At 67.5% G+C, this 21,798-nt stretch carries 1 protein-coding gene (only partly in view); it reads right to left on the bottom strand.

Annotated features, from left to right (window positions below; genetic code table 11):
• A protein-coding gene (locus AB0J47_RS05420; protein WP_364341347.1) for a non-ribosomal peptide synthase/polyketide synthase crosses the window boundary here: on the bottom strand, nt 1–21,798 show its 5' end (the start). 22,314 nt of this gene lie to the left of the window's left edge; only the first 21,798 of its 44,112 coding nucleotides appear in the window; it begins with the start codon at nt 21,796–21,798; its stop codon lies off the left edge, out of view.

The following is a 21,798-nucleotide window of genomic DNA, read 5'->3' as shown; positions in this document are numbered from 1 at the left end:
GAAGTATTCGCCGGACAGCGCGGTGATCTCGCGGCTCGCGTCCGGACGCGACAGCAGCGTCGGTTCGCTGACACCGCGCAGCGCGGTGGTCCACGCGGCCACCGAGGCCGCATGATCCTGCTGCCCGGTCCATTCCAGGAAGTGCCGGTAGGAGCGCACCGCGGGCAGCACATTGGCATCGGCGTGCGCCGCGTAGAGCACCAGCAGATCCCGCATGAGCAGCGGCATGGACCAGCCGTCGAGCAGGATGTGGTGGTTGGAGACCACGAACTGCCAACTGTCGGTATCCGATGGGGCAGCCGCGGGTCCCTCCGTGGTTACGCGGGCTGCCGCTCCCGCCCGGGCGGTTTGGATCAGCGTGAAGCGGATCAGCGGCGGCTCGGTCAGATCGAAGCGCTGCATGCGGTCGGCGGCGATGAGATCGGCGGCGTCACCGGATTCGGTCCGGTCGTGCTCGGCCCAGGCGACGCGGACGCTGTCGAGGACGACCTGCACCGGGTTGCCGTCGTTATCGGTGACGAATGCGGTGCGCAGGTTCTCGTAGCGATCCACCAGAGCCTGTGCGGCCGAACGCAATCGGATCGGATCCACCCGGCCGGTGAGCGTCAGTACGGCCTGCGCGGTGTAGACGTCCACCGAGGTGGCGGCCAGGCGCGCGTGGAACAGCAGACCGGCCTGCAGTGCGGACAGCGGCCAGATATCGGCCAGTGCCGGGTAGCGCTGCTCCCAGTTGTCGATATCGCGCTGTGTCAGTTCCCGCCCCGCGCCGCCCCGCGCCGAGCGCACCAGGGTGAAGTCGGACGGGGTGTGCCCGCCCGCGCCATTCGAATTGGCGTGCCGGGCAACCGCTTCCAGTGCGGTGGTCCACAGTTCGCCGAATTCGCGGACCTGCGCGGCATCGAGCAGGGTGCTCGGGTAGCCGATATTGGCGGTCAGCTTGTCGCCGACCACGATGGCATTGATATCCAGCGGCGCCATCGCGGGCATATCCGCGTCGTAGGCGCCACCGAGCGCACCGAGTTCGGCGGCCGGGATCCAGCCGAAGCCGCGCAGCGCCTCGGGCACATCGCCCTCGGAGACGCGGCCCAGGTAGTTGAAGCTCACCTGGCCCGGCTGTTCGACGGGCAGTTCCGAGGCGGTTGCCTCGTTCATGTAGCGCAGCAGGCCGTAGCCGATGCCCTTGTCCGGCACCGCGAGCAACTGCTCCTTGACCGCCTTGACGGCCTTGCCGAGCGCCGGACCACCGGCCAGCGCGGCATCGATATCGATGCCGGACAGATCGAAGCGGACCGGGAAGATCGCGGTGAACCAGCCGACGGTGCGCGAGAGATCCGCGCCGGGCACGATGCCCTCTTCGCGGCCGTGGCCCTCCAGGCGGATCAGCAACGCATCGTCGGTGCGGGCGGTGCTGCGACCCGCGCGCCACTTCGCGGTCGCCAGAGCGAGCGCGGTGAGCAGACCGTCGTTGACGCCGCCGTGGAACAGCGCGGGCACGGTGGTCAGCAGCGCCTTGGTGACCTCGGCGGACACCTCGACCTGCAGTTTTTCGATGGCACCCGAGGTATCCACGGTCGGATCCAGCGCACGCTCGGTCAGCAGCGGATCCGCCGTAGCGACCACCGAACGCCAGTAGTCGAGTTCGGCCACCCGCCCCGCGCTTTCGGCCTCGCGACGCAGCGCGTCCGCCCAGGCGCGCATCGAGGTCGCGGGCGCGACGAGCTGCGGCTCCTGACCCGCGGTGAGTTGACCCCACGCGGCGACGAAGTCCGGCACCAGGATGCGCCAGGAAACACCGTCCACCACGAGGTGATGGGCGGCCACGATGAGGCGGCCGCCGCGGCTGCCGTCCGAGGGGTCCAGCCAGACGAACCGAATCACCACGCCCGCAGCCGGATCGAGTCGATCCAGCGCGGTATCCAATGCGGCGGAAGCGATTTCGAACAGTCCGGCATCGTCGATATTCGCATCGAATTCGGTGTGATCGATCAGCGCGTCCACATCGATGGTGCCCGGCTCGGCGGTCTCGAGGATCCAGTCGTCATCCTCGCGGTACAGCCGCGCCCGCAGCATGTCGTGGCGGTCGACCACGGCGGCAGCGGTTTTCGCGATGCCAGCGCGATCGATACCGACCGGCAATTCGAGTGCCATGGTCTGGTTGAACCGGCCGAACGAACCCTGCCGCTGCGCCATGAACCGGACCACCGGAGTCAGCGGCATGGTGCCGATGCCGCCACCGGGCAGCTCGGCCAGCGCCTCGACGGCGGTTTCGGTGCTGTCGGCGGTCTCGGCGACCGCGGCGAGTCCGGCCACGGTGCGCTGCTCGAAGACATTCCGCGGGGTGAAGACCACACCGCGCGCCTTGGCCCGCGAAACCAGCTGGATGGACACGATGCTGTCGCCGCCGAGTGCGAAGAACGAATCGTCGACACCGACACGCTCGACACCGAGCACCTCGGCGAAGACCTCCGCAATGGTGTGCTCGATCGGCGTACGCGGTGCGCGGAAGACCACCTCGGTCGCGAAGACCGGCTCCGGCAGCGCCTTACGGTCCAGCTTGCCGACCGGGGTCAGCGGAATATGGTCGATCACCATCACCGAGGACGGCACCATGTACGCGGGCAGGCGTTCCTCGACGTGCGCGGTCAGCTCGGCGACATCGATCGAATGACCCGGTACCGCAACCACATACGACACGAGCGAGGTCGCGCCCGCGGCACCCTTGTGGCCGACGGTGACCGCGAAATCGACGCTCTGGTGCGAGGCCAGCGCCGCGTCGATCTCACCGAGTTCGATGCGGAAGCCGCGCACCTTGACCTGGAAGTCGGAGCGGCCCACATATTCGACCTCACCGGTGCGCGTCCAGCGGACCACGTCACCGGTTCGGTACATGCGCGCACCCGCGACATACGGGTTGGCCACGAAGCGTTCGGCGCTCAGCCCGGCGCGGGCGTGATAACCGCGCGCCAACTGGATGCCCGACAGATACAGCTCACCCGCGACACCCACCGGCACCGGCCGGAGCTGGGCGTCCAGGATCAACGACTGCATGCCGCGGATCGGCGCACCGATCACCACCGTGTCACCGGCCACCAGCGGCTCGCTGATATTGGTCATGATGGTGGTCTCGGTCGGACCGTAACCATTGTGGAAGCTGCGGATGGACCCGTTCTCCAGCGGCACCGCCCATTTCGCGACCAGATCCGCCGGAACCGCCTCGCCACCGGCGACCAGTACGCGCAGCGAGTCCAGGCCGGTCGGATCGAAGGTGGCCAGCGCGGCGGGTGTGATGAACGCGTGGGTGACCCGCTCGGTGCGGATCAGCTCGGACAGTTCCTCACCGCCGTACACGCCGGGCGGGGTCACCACCAGCGCGCCGCCCGCGCCGACCGCGAGCAGCAGCTCCAGGATCGAGGCGTCGAAGCTCGGCGAGGCGAAATGCAGTGCGCGCGAACCGGAATCGAGGTCGTAGCGCACGATCTGCTCGACGCTGAAGTTCGCGAGTCCGGCATGGGTGACCACCACGCCCTTGGGCACACCGGTGGAGCCCGAGGTGTAGATGACGTAGGCCGGATGCGCCGGCCGCAGCGGGCGGACCCGGTCGGCGTCGGTGACCGGACCGCCGTCGAATCCGTCCAGGTCGAGCTCGTCGAGCACCAGCCAGCGCACCGAATCCGGCAGGCCATCGCGAACCGCCGCGACCGTCAGGCCGACCGGGGAACCGGAATCCGTGACCATGTGGGCGATGCGCTCGGCCGGGTAGTTCGGGTCGACGGGCACGAATGCCGCACCCGCCTTCGACACCGCCCAGGCTGCGAAGACCGAATCCGCGGACCGCGGCACGCCGACGGCGACCAGATCCTCGGTACCGATGCCCTCGGCAATGAGCAAGCGCGCCAACCGGTTCGACCGCTCATCGAGGTCGCCATAGGACACACGTGTCCCCTGGAACACCACCGCGGTCGCCTTCGGATCCATCGCGGCGGCCTCGGCCAGCAGCTCGGGCAGGGTGCGCGCGGGCACCGCGGGCGCACCGGTGCGGGCGATCAGCTCGGCCCGCTCCTGCGCGTCGAGCACATCGATGACACCGACCGGGGCGGTCGGGTCGGCGGCGATGGCCTCCAGCACTCGCCGCCAACGCTGCGTGATCAGCTCGGCGCTCGACACGTCGAACAGCTCGGTGGCGTAGGTGAGCGCCAAAGTCATTCCGCCGGAACCGGTTTCCGACAGCGTGAACTGCAGGTCGAAGCGGGCCACATTCTCTTCGAGGTCCAGTGCGGACACCGAAAGACCCGGTAATTCGAGTGCGGTGCGCTCCAGGTTCTGGAATGCGAGCATCACCTGGAACAGCGGGTTGCGCGCCTGCGAACGTTCCGGCGCGAGCAGTTCCACCAGCCGTTCGAACGGCACGTCGGCATTGCCGAAGGCATCCAGGTCGGTCGAGCGCACCCGGTCCAACAGCGCCGTGAACGGCTCCGACTGATCGATGCCGGCGCGCAGCACGAGGGTGTTGACGAACATGCCGACGAGGTCGTCGAGTGCTTGCTCACCGCGTCCCGCGATCGGCGAGCCGACGGCGATATCGTCGGTGCCCGACAGCCGGGCCAGCAGCACGGAGAGCGCGCTGTGCATGACCATGAACAGCGAGGCACCGCGTCGGCGAGCGATATCTTCCAGCGCCGCGATGAGTTCGGCGGGCAGTTCGGTTTGCAGGGTCGCACCGCGATGCGAGGCGATCGCGGGGCGCGGCCGGTCGGTGGGCAACGGCAGTTCGTCCGGGACGCCGTCGAGTGCGCGCTGCCAGTGCGCCACCTGACGCGCCATCAGCGAATTCGGATCGTCCTCGCTGCCGAGGACCTCGCGCTGCCAGATGGCGAAGTCCGCGTACTGCACCGGCAGCGGCGCCCAGCCGGGCGCGGCGTCCTGGGCGCGCGCGGTGTAGGCGAGCATCACGTCGCGGGTCAGCGGGCCGATGGAGAAGCCGTCGGCCGCGATGTGGTGCACCACGACGACGAACACATGCTCATCGGCACCGGCGGAGAAGAGCCTGGTCCGCAGGGGAGCCTGTTCGGACACATCGAATCCGGCGGTCACGAATTCGGTCACCACCGCGGTCAGCTCGGCCGGATCGACCGAAACCGGTTGCAGGTCGAGCGCGATCGCGTCGGCGGGCACGATCACCTGGACCGGGGTGCCGCCGTGCTCCGGATAGCGGGTGCGCAGCGATTCGTGCCTGCGCACCACATCGGCCACCGCCAGTCGCAGCGCCTCGATATCGAGCGCACCGGTCAACCGGATGGCGACCGGGAGGTTGTAGGCCGCGGATGTGGTGTCGTACTTGTTCAGGAACCACATGCGCTGCTGTGCGAACGACAGCGGCACGAGTTCGTCGGCCTTGCGCGGGCGGGCGACCAGCCGGGCGCGCGCGGCGCCATCGGCATGCGATTCCACCCGGGCCGCGAGCGCTTCCACGGTGGAGGCCTCGAACAGCGCACGCACCGGGACGGTGGTGCCGAGCGCCGCGCCGATCCGGGCGACCACCCTGGTCGCGATCAGCGAGTTGCCGCCGAGATCGAAGAAGTCGTCGTCGACACCGACCCTCGGCAGGTCGAGCACATCGGCGAAGACCGCGGCGACGGTTTCCTGGACCGGTGTCACCGGGGCACGGAAGGCCTTGGCCTGCACCGCGGGCGCGGGCAACGCGCGACGGTCCAGCTTGCCGTTGACGGTCAACGGAATCCACTCGAGCCGCACCAGTGCCGCGGGCACCATATAGGACGGAAGTCGTTGCGCCGCACCACTGCGCACCACATCGAGGTCCGGGATCACCTCGGGTTCGGCGACCACATAGGCCACGATCCGCTGATCGCCCGGCTGATCCTCGCGCACGATGACCGCGGCCTGGGCAATGCCCGGCTGGGCCAGAATGGCGGATTCGATCTCGCCGAGTTCGATGCGGAAGCCGCGCACCTTGACCTGATCGTCGGCGCGGCCGAGATATTCGAGTTCGCCGAAGCGGTTCCAGCGCGCGAGGTCGCCGGAGCGGTACAGGCGCGTGCCCGCGGCCTCCGCGTCGGCGAGCGGGTTCGCGACGAAGCGGGTGGTGGTCAGGTCCGAGCGGCCGAGGTAGCCACGGGCCAACTGCGGTCCCGCGACATACATTTCGCCCGCGACGCCGACCGGAACCGGCCGCAGCCGGTTATCGAGGACGTACACGCGCAGACCCGCGATGGCACGACCGACCACACTGCCGGAGGCGGCCGCGATGGTCGCGGCGTCCAGCGCACGGTAGGACACGTGCACCGTGGTCTCGGTGATGCCGTACATGTTGACCAGCAGCGGAGCGGCAGGCGCGGAGCCTGCGGAGCGCCCACCGGCACCGTCGCCGTGTCGGGCAACCCAATCCGAAAGCCTGCGCAGTTCGAGGGCTTCACCACCGAACACCACGTAGCGCAAGGCCAGCGGGTTGGCATCCGGTGCGGCATTGCGATCCGCCTCGGCCAATTGGTAGAACGCGGACGGCGTCTGGTTGAGCACCGTGACCTGTTCCACCCGCAGCAGTTCCAGGAACTGTTCGGGCGAGCGCGAGGTGTAGTAGTCGACGACCACCAGGGTGCCGCCGAACAGCAGCGGACCCCACAGCTCCCACACCGAGAAGTCGAAGGCGTAGGAGTGGAACAGCGTCCACACATCGCCGGGGCCGAAGCCGAAGTCGCGATCGGTATTGGCGAACAGCCGCACCACATTCCGGTGCGCGACCGCCACACCCTTCGGGCGTCCGGTCGAGCCGGAGGTGTAGATCACGTACGCGACATTGTCCGGCGTCAGCGCCGCGAGCCGGTCGGCGTCGGTGATCGGGGCGTCGTCGGCGTCCTCGACATTGCCGGTCTCCACCGCGAACCCGTCGAGCACCACGGTCGGCAGCTCGGCGGGCACCGTCACCTGGACCGTGGAATCGAGGACCACGCTGGTCGGACGCGAATCCGCGAGTACGTAGGCGATGCGGTCGGCCGGGTAGGTCGGATCGACCGGCACGTAGCCCGCACCGGTCTTCACCACCGCGAGCAGCGCAACCACGAGATCCAGCGAGCGCGGCAGGATCACCGCGACCAGCGACTCGGGGCCGGCGCCGTCGGCGATCAGCCTGCGCGCCAACACATTCGCGCGCCGATCCAGCTCCGCGTAGGTCAGCGATTCGATGCCGAATTTGGCCGCCGTATTGTCCGGATGCGCGGCCACCGCCTGCTCGAACAGGTCGACCAGGGTGGTACCGGGTGCGTTGAATCGCGCCGCGCTGTGTCGTCTTGCGGCGCTCCCGGCGCCCTCCGTGCGCGCCAGACTGTCGAATCCGGACGACACCCAGCGCTGCGACACATTGAGCCGCTCGGCCTCACCGAGCAGATCGATATCGCCGATGACGATCTCGGGATCCTCGACCACACTCTGCAGAATCCGGACAAGGCGATCGGCGAAGGACGCCACCGTCTCCGGATCGAACAGCTCGGTGGCGTAATTCCACGACAGGCCCAGCGCACCGTCGGCGGTCTCGCCGACGGTCAGCTGCACATCGAATTTGGCTGTGCCGGGATCGAATTCGACCACCGAGAGCTCGACACCGGGCAGCGCGACGGTGCCCATATCCGCGGCCGAGGCGGCCTCGAAGGTCAGTGCCACCTGGAACAGCGGGTGATGCGCCTGCGACCGGGCCGGGCTGATCACGTCGACCAGCCGCTCGAACGGCACATCGGCATTGGCGAAGGCCGCCAGATCGGTGCGGCGCACCTGCGCGAGCAGATCACTGAACTTGGCGCTCGGCTCGACCTCATTGCGCAGCACCAGCGTATTGACGAACATGCCGACCAGATCGTCGAGCGCGCGTTCACCGCGGCCCGCGATCGGGGTGCCGATGGCGATATCGGTGCTGTTGGACAGCCGGGCCGCCCAAGCCGCAAGTGCCGCGTGCATGACCATGAACAGCGTGACGCCACGGGCGCGGGCGAGTTCGGCCAGTGCGGCGTGCAATTCGGCATCGATCGAGAAGCCATGGGTGCCACCGGCATTGGAGGCGATTTCGGGCCGCGAGCGGTCGGCGGGAAGTTCGATCTGATCGGGCAGATCGGCCAGCTGCTCGGTCCAGTACGCGAGCTGCTGTGCCGCGACGGATTCCGGATCGTCCTCGCTGCCGAGCACCGCGCGCTGCCACAGCGCGTAGTCGGCGTACTGGACATCCAGCGGCGCCCAGGTGGGCACCTCACCGCGGCTGCGCTCGGTGTAGGCCAGCACCACGTCGCGCAGCAGCGGCCGCAGCGAGAAACCGTCACCACTGATGTGGTGCATGACGAGCACCGCGACGTGGGTGTGCTCATCAATGCTGAGCAGGTTGGCCCGGAACGGCACCTCACTGGTCACATCGAAGTGCACACTCGCCAGCTCGACGATGCGCGCGGGCACCGCGCCGGGGGCGATCGCCTCGGCGGCCAGCTCGAAGCGCACCTCATCGGTGTGCAGAACGTGCTGGTAACCGGTGCCTTCGACCTCCGGGTAGATGGTGCGCAGCGCCTCGTGCCTGGCCAACACATCGCCGATGGCGGCATTCAGCGCGGCGATATCGACCTCGCCGGTGAGCCGCACGGCAACCGGAATGTTGTTGACGGCGGTGCGGTTGTCGAAGCGGTTGAGGAACCACATCCGCTGCTGGGCCAGCGATAGCGGGACCAGCTCGGGGCGCGGCTGCGGAGTCAGCGGTGCCCGACCACCTTCACCGGCGGCCGATTCCACCAGCGCGGCCAGTGCCGCGACATTCGGGGCCTCGAACAGCGCGCGCACCGGGATCTGAGTATCCAGTGCCGCACCTAGGCGTGCCGCCACCTGGGTGGCGATCAGCGAGTTGCCGCCGAGTTCGAAGAAGTCGTCGTCCAGGCCGACGCCGTGTCCGACGCCCTGCAGACCGAGTACTTCCGCGAAGGTGCCCGCGACGATCTCCTCCACCGGGGTGGTGGGCGCGCGGAATACCTTGGCCGCGAACGTCGGTGCGGGCAGCGCCTTGCGATCCAGCTTGCCGGAGGCATTGAGCGGGAACTCGTCGAGCACCACGTAGGCCGCAGGCACCATGTAGGCGGGCAACTGCACACCGAGGGTGTTCTTGACGGTCTCGATATCGACGGCCCGGTCCGGATTCGCGACCAGGTAGGCGACCAGCTGATCGCCGGTCCGCTCATCGGAGTGCACCAGCACGACCGCCTGCGCCACCGCGTCCTGTGCGGTGAGCGCCGATTCGATCTCGCCGAGTTCGATACGCAGACCGCGCAGCTTCACCTGGAAGTCGGTGCGGCCCAGGTACTCCAGTTCACCGCGCGGTGTCCACATGACGAGGTCACCGGTGCGGTACATGCGCGCCGCGTCACCGAACGGGTTCGCGATGAAACGCTCGGTGGTCAGGTCCGGGCGGCCGACATAGCCGTGCGCCAACTGCGCACCCGCCAGATACAGCTCACCCGGGACGCCCGCCGGCACCGGACGCAACCGCGAATCCAGCACGTAGACCTGGGTGTTGAACACCGGGGCGCCGATCGGCACCGAGCTGATATCGGCATCGGTCACCTCGTGGAAGGTGACGTCGACCGCGGCCTCGGTCGGGCCGTACAGGTTGTGCAGTCGCGCGCCGGTCAGCTGGCGCAGGCGCTGCGCGGCCACGGCGGGCAGCGCCTCACCGGAGGCGAAAACATTACGCAGACTGGTGCATTCGGCCGCGCGGTCCTCGGCGACGAATACCGAGAGCATGGACGGCACGAAGTGCACCGTGGTGACTTGCTCGTCGACGATCAGGTGCGCCATATAGGCCGGATCGCGGTGGCCGTCCGGCTTGGCGACGACCAGGCGGGCGCCGACCTGCAACGGCCAGAAGAACTCCCACACCGACACGTCGAAGGTCGCCGGAGTCTTCTGCAGCACAACATCTTCGGCGGACAGACCGTATTCGGCGTGCATCCACACCAGGCGGTTGACGATCGCGGCGTGCGAGACCGCGACACCCTTCGGCCGACCGGTCGAACCCGAGGTGAAGATCACGTACGCGGTATTGCCCGGACGCAGCGGACGATGCCGATCCGCGTCGGTCAGTGGTTCATCCGAGAACTCCGACAGGTCGAGTTCATCGATGCGGACCTGGCGTGACACCGTGGTCTCCAGATCGGTGCCCGCGGTTAGCACGCAGACCGGTCGCGCGGTCTCCAGGATGTAATCGATGCGCTCGGCCGGATGATCCGGATCCAGCGGCACGTAGGCACCACCGGCGGCATTGATCGCGTACATGCCGACGACCAACTCGATCGAGCGCCGCATACCAAGAGCCACATAGGATTCCGGGCCGACGCCGTTCTGCTTCAGCCAGCGCGCCAGCCGGTGCACCCGGGCTGCGAACTCGGCATAGGACAGAGTCGTCCCCTCGTAGCTGACCGCGTACGCGTTCGGCGTGCGCAGTACCTGCGCCTCGAACAGCGAAACCAGCGTCGCGGCCGCATCGCCGACCGGTGAGGTGAGCGCCGCGTCCACCGGGAATTCGGTCTCGTTCCACCGGCCGAGCACCTGGGCCCGCTCGGTGTCGTCGAGCAGGTCGATATCGCCGACCACGATCGCCGGTGCGGCGGTGATACCGCGCAGCACCCGGACGAACCGCTCGGCGAACACCTCCGCGAACCGATCGTCGAAAAGATCTGTGGCATAGACGAGTTCGGCGGCCATCTCCGATTCCGCACCCTCGCTCAGCGTGAGCTGCAGGTCGACCTTGGCCGTCGGCGGATCGATGCCGAGCTCGGAAACCGCGAGCCCGGGCAGCTCCAGCGAGGTGCGCCCGAGGTTCTGGAACGACAGCATCACCTGGAACAGCGGATGCCGCGCCTGCGAGCGGGCCGGGTTGAGCACCTCGACCAACCGCTCGAACGGCACATCGGCGTGCGCGAAAGCCTGCAGATCGCGTTCGCGCACCTGGGCGAGCAGATCGGTGAACGCTTCGGTCGGATCGACCTGGGTGCGCAGCACCAAGGTGTTGACGAACATGCCGACCAGGTCGTCGAGAACCTGCTCACCACGACCGGCAACCGGGATGCCGATGGCGATGTCATCCGAACCGCTGAGCCGCGCGAGCAGGGTCGCGAATGCGCTGTGCACCACCATGAACAGCGTGGTGTTGTGCTCGTGCGCGAGGCGGTTCAGTGCCTCCACGAGCGCACCGGGCAGCTGGAATCGGTGCGTGCGCGCCTGATACGAAGCGACGACCGGCCGTGGCTTGGGCGAAAGACGCAGTTCCTCGGGCAGTCCGGCCAGGGTTTCCCGCCAGTAGCCGAGCTGTTCGGAGATCAGTGAGGTCGGATCGTCCTCGGAGCCGAGCGTTTCGCGTTGCCACAGTGCGTAATCCACGTACTGCACCGCCAGCGGCGGCCAGACCGGCGCGGATTCCGAACTGCGCGCGATATAGGCCGACATCAGATCGCGGACCAGCGGACGCATCGAGAAGCCGTCGGCCGCGATGTGATGCACCACGACTGCGAGCACATGGTGCTGCGTGTTGTCGCGCCATTTCTTACTGCTCAGCGGCGCACGCTCGACCTGGTAGAGCCGAATTCGCAGCACGGATTCGGTGGTGATATCGAAACCGCGACCGATGAATTCGTAAAGGGCACTGCCCAATTCGCTTTCGGCGACCGGGATGATCTCCAGCTCCGGAATCGCCTGCGCGGCCGCAAGCACCTGCTGGTAGGCCACGCCCTCATGGGACGGGTAGATCGTGCGCAGCGATTCGTGCCGGGTGATCACATCGGCAATGGCGCCGCGCAGCGCGGGCAGATCCAGATGCCCCTGCAGGCGCACCGCCGCCGGAATATTGTCGGCGGCCGAATCGGCGTCGAAGCGGTTGAGGAACCACATCCGCTGCTGCGCGAGCGACAGCGGCGGGTACTCCGGCCGCGGGCGCACGGTCAGCGCCTGGCGGGCACCGGCCCCGGCACTGGCCTCCATGCGCGCGGCGAGTGCGGCGACGGTCGGCGCCTCGAACAGCAGTCGCACCGGCACCTGGGTATCCAGTGCCGCGCCCAGCCGCGCCACCACCTGGGTGGCGACCAGCGAATTGCCGCCCAGATCGAAGAAGTTGTCGTCGATGCCGATGCGCTCATGGCTGAGCACATCGCTGAAGATGTCGACGACGATCTCTTCGATCGGGGTCGACGGTGCGCGGAATTCCTTGGCCTCGAAGACGGGTTCGGGCAGCGCGCGGCGATCCAGCTTGCCGTTGGGATTCAACGGCATGGCGTCGAGCACCACGATCGCGGCGGGGACCATGTACGACGGCAGCTGCTCGCTCAGGTGCGCGCGCAGCTCGTCGAGATCGACCGTGCCGCCATTGGCGGGCACCACATACGCCACCAACTGATCACCGGTCCGCGCGTCCGTGCGAACCAGCGCGACCGCCTGTGCCACCGAATCGTGTGCGGTGAGCGCGGTTTCGATCTCGCCGAGCTCGATACGCAGACCGCGCAGCTTCACCTGGAAGTCGGTGCGGCCGAGGTACACGATCGCACCGTCGGCATTGCGGGTGACCAGGTCGCCGGTGCGGTACATGCGAGCGCCCGGTGCGCCGAACGGGTTGGCCACGAAGCGATCCGCGGTCAGATCGGTACGCCCGAAGTAGCCGCGCGCCAGCTGCGCACCGGCCAGATACAACTCACCCGCGACACCTGGTGCGACCGGATGCAGTCGGGCATCGAGCACATACGCCTGGGCATTCCACACCGGCAGACCGATCGGCACCGCGCCGATCAGCCCCTGCGCCACCGGGCCGTGCGTCGCGTGCACCGCGAATTCGGTCGGGCCGTAGAGGTTGTAGAGCTCGGCGGAGCTGACCTTGCGAATCGCGGCGACGGTGTCACCGGTGAAGGCCTCACCCGCGACCAGCAATGCGCGCAACGATTCCAGTGCCGCACCACCGGCAGCGTCCACACTGCCCGCGAAGACGGTCAGCATCGAGGGCACGAAGGAAGTCATCGTAACCCGTTCGGCCGCAATGACTTCCGCGAGGTACTGCGGGTCGCGGTGCCCGTCCGGGCTCGCGACGACAATCCGGCCACCGGTACTCAACGGGCCGAACAGTTCCCACACCGACACGTCGAACGTGGCGGGGGTCTTGAACAACACGACGTCATCGGCACCGATGCCGTATTCACCAGTGATCCAACGGATCTGGTTGACGACAGCCGCGTGCGGTACCGCCACACCCTTCGGGCGACCGGTCGAACCGGACGTGAAGATCACATACGCGGTGTTCTCCGCCCGCAGCGGCGCGATCCGCTCCGCATCGGTGACCGGCGCATCCGAGTACTCGGACAGATCCAGGTCATCGATGGAAAGCGTTGGCAGCCCACCGCTTTCGAAGTTGTCCCGCGAGTTCGTCAGCACGCAGACCGGTGCCGCCGACTCGAGTACATAACTGATCCGCTCGGTGGGCTGATCCAGGTCCAACGGCACATAGCCGCCGCCCGCCTCCTGCACCGCATACGCCGCGACCACGAGGTCGACCGAACGCCGCAGGCCGAGGGCGACAAGCTTTTCCGGGCCGACACCGGCCTCGATCAACCGCCGCGCCAACCGGTGCACGCGGGCACCGAATTCGGCATACGTCAGCGTCGCGGAGCCACTCGATGAGGGGTGCAGGTCGGTCGACGGGTCCAGCGAATCACCCGTCGCAGGATCCACGATCGCGACCGCATCCGGCGTGGCCGCGGCCTGCGCGGCGAACTCGCCCACCAGGGTGAGCCCGCCACTTCGGCGAACGCCGGAACGACGCGGGGCACGGCCGGGCTGACGACGCGGCAGCAAATCGTGACTGGTGTCGTTCCAACCGACTACCGCCAGCGCGGTTTCCTGATCGTCGAGCAGTTGGATGTCGCCGACCGGCACGGTCGGATCGGCGATGATGGCCGCCAGGATCCGATCCAGGCGACGCGCGAAGGCGGCCACCGTGTCCTCGTCGAAAAGATCGAGGGCATAAGAGATTTCGGCCGACATACCGGCGGCCTCGCCCGATTCCTGGGTCTCCTGCAGGGTGAGCTGCAGATCGAATTTGGCCAGTCGCGCGTCGTAATCGATGCCGTTGACCGACAGTCCGGGCAGTTCGAGGTTTGCCTGCTTGACGTTCTGGAACGCCAGCATCACCTGGAACAGCGGGTTGCGCGCCTGCGAGCGGGCCGGGTTGAGAATTTCGACCAGACGCTCGAACGGCAGATCCGCATGGGCGAATGCCTGCAGGTCCGTTTCCCTGGCCAGGGCGAGCAGATCGGCGAAACTCGCCGAGCCCGCGACATCGGTGCGCAATACGAGCGTATTGACGAACATGCCGATCAGGTCGTCCAGCGCGGCCTCACCACGACCGGCGGCCGGGGTGCCGATGGCGATATCGCCGGTACCGCTGGCCCGTGCCAGCAGCACCGCGAGCGCACTGTGCATGACCATGAACAGCGACGAGTTGTGCTTGCGACCCAGATCGATGAGCGCACGCTGGGTCTCGGCGGAGATCACGAACGCGTAGGTACCGCCACGGTAGGAGGCGATCGCCGGACGCGGGCGATCCGACGGCAGCACCAGTTCGTCGGGCAGATCGGCGAGTTGTTCGGTCCAGTACCGGATCTGGCTGGAGATCAGCGAATTCGGATCATCCTCGGAGCCGAGCACCTCGCGCTGCCACAGCGCGTAGTCCGCGTACTGCACCGGCAGCGCGGACCAGGCGGGCGACTCCCACGAGGTGCGCGCCGCGTACGCCACCATGACGTCACGCGCCAGCGGCCCCATCGACCAGCCGTCGGCCGAAATGTGGTGCACCACCATACCGAGTACGAACTCGGACTCGCTGATCTCGAAAAGCCTTGCATGCAAAGGCACTTCGTCGGTGACATCGAATGCCATGGAGGCCAGGTCGATCAGATGCTCGACCAGAGTCTCCTCGGTGACCCGGTACGGGGTCAGATCGGGCACGATCTGCGCCGCGTCGAGCACGACCTGAACGGGACCGCTCTTGGTCTCCGGGAAGACGGTGCGCAGCGATTCGTGCCGGTCGATCACGTCGATGACCGCGACCTGCAGTGCGGCGACATCGAGATCACCGGAGAGCCGGATGGCGACCGGAATGTTGTTGACCGCCGATGCGGTATCGAAGCGGTTGAGGAACCACATGCGCTGCTGCGCGAGCGAGAGCGGCACTGCCTCCGGACGTTCCCGGGCGACCAGCGCACTGCGGGCACCCGCACCGGCATGCGATTCCACCCGAGCCGCCAGCGCGGCCACCGTGGACGCCTCGAACACCATCCGCACCGGCACCCGGGTATCGAGTGCGGTGCCGATGCGCGAGGCGACCTGGGTGGCGATCAGCGAGTTGCCGCCGAGGTCGAAGAAGTCGTCGTCCACGCCGACCCGGGGCAGGTCGAGCACCTCACCGAAGATCTGGGCGACGATCTCCTCGATCGGCGTGCTCGGCGCACGGAAGGTGTGCACCTCGAAGACCGGCTTGGGCAGCGCGCGCCGATCGAGCTTGCCGTTCGCATTGAGCGGCATCGCCTCGAGCGTCACGAACGCCGCGGGCACCATATAAGTGGGCACCATGGCGGACAGATGCGTACGCAGCGCGACATCGAATCCGGCCTCCGGCTCGGCCTCGGTCGGCACTACATAGGCGACCAACTGGTCGCCGAGCCTGCTGTCGGAACGGACCAGCGCGACCGCCTGCGCAACCGAAGGATGCGCGCGCAAGGCGGCTTCGATCTCGCCGAGCTCGATCCGGACACCGCGCAGTTTCACCTGGAAGTCGGTGCGACCGCTGTAGACGATCTGCCCCGCCGCATCGCGGGTCACCAGGTCACCGGTGCGGTACATGCGAGAACCGCTGGGGCCGAACGGGTTTGCGACGAAACGGTCGGCCGTCATATCCGCACGGGTGAGATAGCCGCGCGCCAGCTGGGGACCCGACAGGTACAGCTCACCCGCGACACCCGGCGGCACCGGATGCAGCCGCGCGTCCAGCACGTAGGCCTGGGTGTTCCAGACCGGTGCACCGATCGGCACCGCACCGCGCACAACCTCGCCGACAACCGCGTGGGTGGCATTGACGGTGAATTCCGTTGGGCCGTAAAGGTTGATCAGGGTGATATCGGGACGACCGAGCTTTCGGAACGCCTCCACCGCCTCACCGGTGAAGGCCTCACCGCCGACCAGCAGCATGCGCACCGAGCTCAGTGCCGCCGGATCGACGGTGCCGGCGAATACGGTCAGCAATGACGGCACGAACGAGGTGATGGTGACCTGTTCGGCAGCGATGACCTCAGTCAGATATTGGGTGTCGCGGTAGCCGTCGTGGGTGGCGATGACGGTCCGGCCACCGGTCAGCAAGGGAGCCAACGGCTCCCACACCGACGCGTCGAAGGTCGCCGGAGTCTTGTACAGCGCCACGTCGTCCGCGCCGATACCGAATTCGCTGATGAGCCAGCGCATCTGGTGCACCAGCGCGGCATGCGATACGCCGACGCCCTTCGGGCGACCGGTGGAGCCCGAGGTGAAGATAGCGTACGCCAAATGCTCTGGGCACAATGGTGATACGCGCTCGGCATCGGTCACCGGAGCATCGGAGATCCCGGAAAGATCGAGCTCGTCGATAACGAGGGACTCGAAGCCCTCCGGCGTGAATCGATCCCGCGACGTGGTCAGCACATAGGCCGGGGCCGCGGTATCGAGCACATGGGCGATGCGTTCGACAGGCTGATCGAGATCGAGCGGCACATAGGTGCCACCGGCCTCGAGCACCGCATGGATCGCGATCATCAGTTCGAGCGAGCGCCGCAGACCGAGCGCGACCGGGACATCCGGACCGACACCGGCCTGGATCAACCAGCGCGCGAGCGCGTGCACCCGAGACCCGAAGTCCGAATACGTCAGCGTCGCGGAACGACCCGATGGGAGGTGGTCGGGCGACGGGTGGGCCAACGATGTACCGACGGCGGGGGTGAAGCCGTCGACGGAGCGGTCGACCACGGCGATCGCATCCGGTGTCGCGGCCACCTGGCGGGTGAACAGATCGCTGACCGTCCCGGCCGCCTCGATCGCACGCGGCTCGCCGTGCCAGCCGTCGCGGGCCAGCTCGATCTCGCGTTCGTCGAGCAGATCGATATCGCCGACGATCGCCGCCGGATCCACGGTGACACCGCGCAGAATCCGCACCAGTCGATCAGCGAACGAGGACACCGTCGCGTGGTCGAACAGGTCGGTGGCGTAGGAGACGGCAACCGAAACGCCCGCGGGCTCGCCCTGATTGCCGCGATGTTCGGTCAGCGTCCAGAGCAGATCGAATTTGGCGATATTGACTTCGACCTCGGCGGCCGACACCGACAGTCCCGGCAGTTCCAGCGTGCCGTGCGACATCTCCTGGAACGACAGCATCACCTGGAACAGCGGATGCCGCGCCTGCGACCGAGTCGGGTTGACCACCTCGACGAGACGTTCGAACGGAACGTCGCTGTATGCGAACGCCGCGAGGTCGATTTCCCTGGTGCGCGCAAGGAATTCGGTGAAGGACCGACCCGGATCGACGTCCGAGCGCAGCACGAGCGTGTTGGCGAACATGCCGATCAGGTCGTCGAGGGCCTGTTCGCCACGTCCGGCGATGGGGGTGCCGATGGCGATATCGGTGGTGCCGGACAGTCGGGCCAGCAGCACCGCGAGCGCGGCGTGCAGCACCATGAACGGGGTCGTGCCCTCGGCACGGGCCAATCCGTTCAGCCGGGTGTGCAGTTCGGCATCGATATCGAAATTGAACTGTGCGCCGCGGAAGCTCTGCACCGGCGGACGCTGCCGATCGGTGGGCAGGTCCAGCTGATCCGGCAGCCCGGCCAGCGCGTCACGCCAGTAGGCGATCTCGCGGGCGGCCATGGAGTCGGGATCGCTTTCGGCGCCGAGCAATTCGCGCTGCCACAGGGTGTAGTCGCGGTACTGCACCGGCAGGGGTGCCCAAGCCGGCGCTTCCCCGGCTGCGCGGGCTAGATACGCGGTCGTGACATCGCGCGCGAGCGGGCCGAACGAGACGCCGTCCGCAGCGATGTGATGCACGACGAATGCGAGCGCGTAGTCGGCGGTGTCATCGGAGGACGCACCGGTGATCTGATACAGGCGCACCCGGATGGGCAGTTCGGTCGAGACATCGAAGCCGGCGGAGGCGAATTCGGTCAGCACGTCGAGGAGTTCAGCCGCCTCGATTGGCTGCACGGTGATACTGAGGTCGACCTCTTCGATCGGCAGCACCTGCTGATAGGCACCGTCGCCCGAGTTGGGGAAAATGGTGCGCAGCGATTCCTGACGGGTCAGCACATCGGTGAGCGCGGCCCGCATCGCGTCGAGATCGACGCGACCGCCGAGCCGCACCACGAACGGCAGGTTGTAGGTCGGCAGCGTGGAGTCGAATTGGTTGATGAACCACATCCGCTGCTGTGCCAGCGACAGCGGCACCTGCTCGGGCAGCTGCTGGGCTACCAGGGCCGGACGTGGCCGCTCGGTGGGCGGCGCCGATTCGGCGCGTGCGGCCAGACCGGCCACGGTCGGGGTCTCGAACAGTGCGCGCACCCCGATGCGGGTGCCGAATGCTGCGCCGATCCGCGTCACCACCTGGGTGGCGACCAGCGAGTTGCCGCCCAGATCGAAGAAGTTGTCGTCGATGCCGATACGTTCCTGGCTGAGCACGTCGGCGAAGATGGCCGCCACGATCTGCTCGGCCGGGGTGCGCGGCGCGCGGAAGACGGCCGCGTCCGCACTGAATACCGGCTCCGGCAGAGCCTTGCGATCCAGCTTGCCAGAGGTGTTGAGCGGGAACGCGTCCAGCACCATGATCGCCGCGGGCACCATGTAGCTCGGCAGCTTTTCCGCGACGAACCGGGTGAGCTCGATCGGTTCGATCGACTGCCCCGGCGCGGGTACGACATAGGCGACCAGCTGCTGACCGGTCGCGGTATCGACCACAAGCACCGCGGCCTGGCTGACGGCAGGGTGGGCGAGCAGATCGGTTTCGATCTCACCGAGCTCGATGCGCTGACCGCGGAATTTGACCTGGAAGTCGGTGCGGCCGATGTATTCCAGGGTGCCCGCGACATTCCAGCGCACCAGGTCACCGGTGCGGTACATGCGCTCGCCATCGGTACCGAACGGGTTGGCGACGAACCGATCCGAGGTCAGATCCGGGCGACCGCGGTAACCGCGCGCCAGCTGACGTCCACCCAGATACAGCTCACCCGGTGCACCGACCGCTGCCGGGCGCAGCCGCGAATCCAGCACGTAGACCTGGACATTCCACTCCGGAATACCGATCGGCACCGTGACCGTGTCGGCGGCAGTGGCCTCCCAGTAGGTGACCGAAACCGCGGCCTCGGTGGGGCCGTAGAGGTTGTGCAGACCGGCGGGAGCGGAGCCTGCGGAGCGACCGGAGAAATCAGTGGTGATCTCCCTGAATTTCGCGGCGGTTTCCGGCGGCAGCGCCTCACCGATCACGAAAACCGCACGCAGCGTGGCACATTGGGCGGCGGTAGCATGGGCGACGAAGACCGTCAGCATGGACGGCACGAAGTCGGTGACGGTGACCCCGTGCCGCTCGATCATCTCGGCGACATACAGCGGATCGCGGTGCCCGTCCGGGGTCGCGACAACAAGTTTCGCGCCGACCAGCAGCGGCAGGAAGTAACCCCACAGCGATACGTCGAAGGTGGTCGCGGTCTTCTGCAGGTACACATCGTCGGCGCTCAGGCGGTACTCGTCCAGCATCCACAGCTGCTGGTTGACGATCGCATGATGGGTTACCGCAACACCTTTCGGGCGGCCGGTCGAACCCGAGGTGTAGATCACATATGCGGTGTTGTCCGGACGCAGCGGTGCGAGCCGCTGCGAATCCGTCACTGGCGCAGCGTCGTACGCCGATACGTCGAGGGTGTCGATTTCCACCCGGCGCACCGATTCCGGCAGCTCGAGTTCGTCACTGGAGACCGTCAGCACACAGACCGGTGCCGCGGACTCGAGGATGTAGGCGGTGCGCTCGGCCGGATGATCCGGATCGATCGGCACATACGCGCCGCCGGCCTTGAGTACCGCGTGCATGCCGACGACGAGATCGAGCGAACGTCGCATACCAAGTGCGACAAGCGATTCCGGGCCGACACCGTCGTCGATCAGGAAGCGTGCCAGCCGGTTGACCCGCGCGGCGAATTCCGCATAGGTCAGCGTGGCGTCCTCGAAATCGAGGGCAACGTTGTCCGGGGTCAACTGAATCTGCGCATCCAGCAGAGCTGCCAGGGTGGTTTCCGGGACGTCCTGCTCGGAGTCGTTCCACTCCGCGACGGTCAGCTCCCGCTCCGCCGCCGTGGTCAGCTCGAGGCCCCATACCGGCGCATCCGCCTCTGCCCGCAGGAAGCGGTCGAAGAATTCGAGGAAGCGTTCGTGCTGACGCCGCGTCTCCGCCTCGGAGTACAGGTTCGGGTTCGTCTCGAAGTCGATGCGCGCGCGCGAACCGCCCTCGGACTGATAGAAGTTGACGCCGAGATCCTCGATGCTGCCGGTGGACAGCACCACCATGGTGCCGACCATGGAGCCCATGCTGATCTTGTCCTGGAACAGCATGATGTTGATCCAAGGACCGAAGAACTCCCTGGTCACCACTCCCTCACCGGCCGCATCGCGGCGGATGTCCTCATGCCGGTAGCGCTGGTGGCGCAGTGCGCCGGTCACCTCGACCTGGACCTGCTTGAGCACGTCGGCCACGGTGGTCTCGTGCCCGATCCGCAGCCGCAGCGGCACGATATTGGACGAGACGCCGCCGGAGCGGCGCATCACGGCGGTGGTCCGCGCGGTCACCGGCAGGCTCAGGATCACGTCCTCGGAACTGGTCCACTGCGCCAGATATCCGGCGAACGCGGCGAGCAGCAACCCGGCTGGCGACGAATCATGGCGCGCCACAGCCGCTTCCAGCACCGCGTTCCGCTCGTCCGAGAGCAGCACACTGCTGAGCGTGTTGATCGGCGCCGGCCCCGCGGACCGGCCCGCAAGGCTGGTGCCGTCCTCCACACCGGCGACCCGCTCGGCCCAGTACTTCTTGTCCGACTGGAACCGGGAGCTGTCCCGGTAGGTCATCTCCTGCTCGAGGAGCGTGCGCAGGTGCGCGGCATTGGCCGGTGCGGGCTCGGTGCCGTTCAACAGGGCGGTATACCACTCGGCCACCCTGGAAAGGTTGGTCACCGCGCCGAAGCCGTCCAGCACGATGTGGTGCGCGCGCAGGTACAGGTACCAGTGGTGATCGCCCACCTGCAGGCCCGCGAAGCGCAGCAGCCGATCCTCGAGCAGGTTCAGCGGGGCGCTGTACTCGGCGCGCATCCACGCCATGGCGGCGGCCTCGGGATCGGCCTCGCCGCGGAAGTCGACGTAGTAGACCTTGTCCCGGTCCGGAATCGTGTAGTCGATCCACTGATACGGCTGGCCGTCGATCTCGGTGATGCAGAGCATGCCGGAGCCGCGCTCCTGCCCGGAGCTGATCAGCGCCTCGCGCAGGACCTTAAGGTCGAGGTCGCCGTACAGGTCGACATACTGCGCGATGTTGATCGGCACCTGCGGGTCGACGTGCTGGGCGTACCAGATGCCCAGCTGCGCCGGGGACAGCGGAAACGGCTCACTCGACTCCCTCGAAGCAGCGTGCGCCCGTTCGCCACCAGTTTCGCCGTTTCCGCCGAAATCCCGCCGGTCCAA

The organism is Nocardia sp. NPDC049737 (genome assembly GCF_040674755.1).
Lineage (GTDB): Bacteria > Actinomycetota > Actinomycetes > Mycobacteriales > Mycobacteriaceae > Nocardia.
This window is presented reverse-complemented; position numbering and strand designations above follow the sequence as displayed.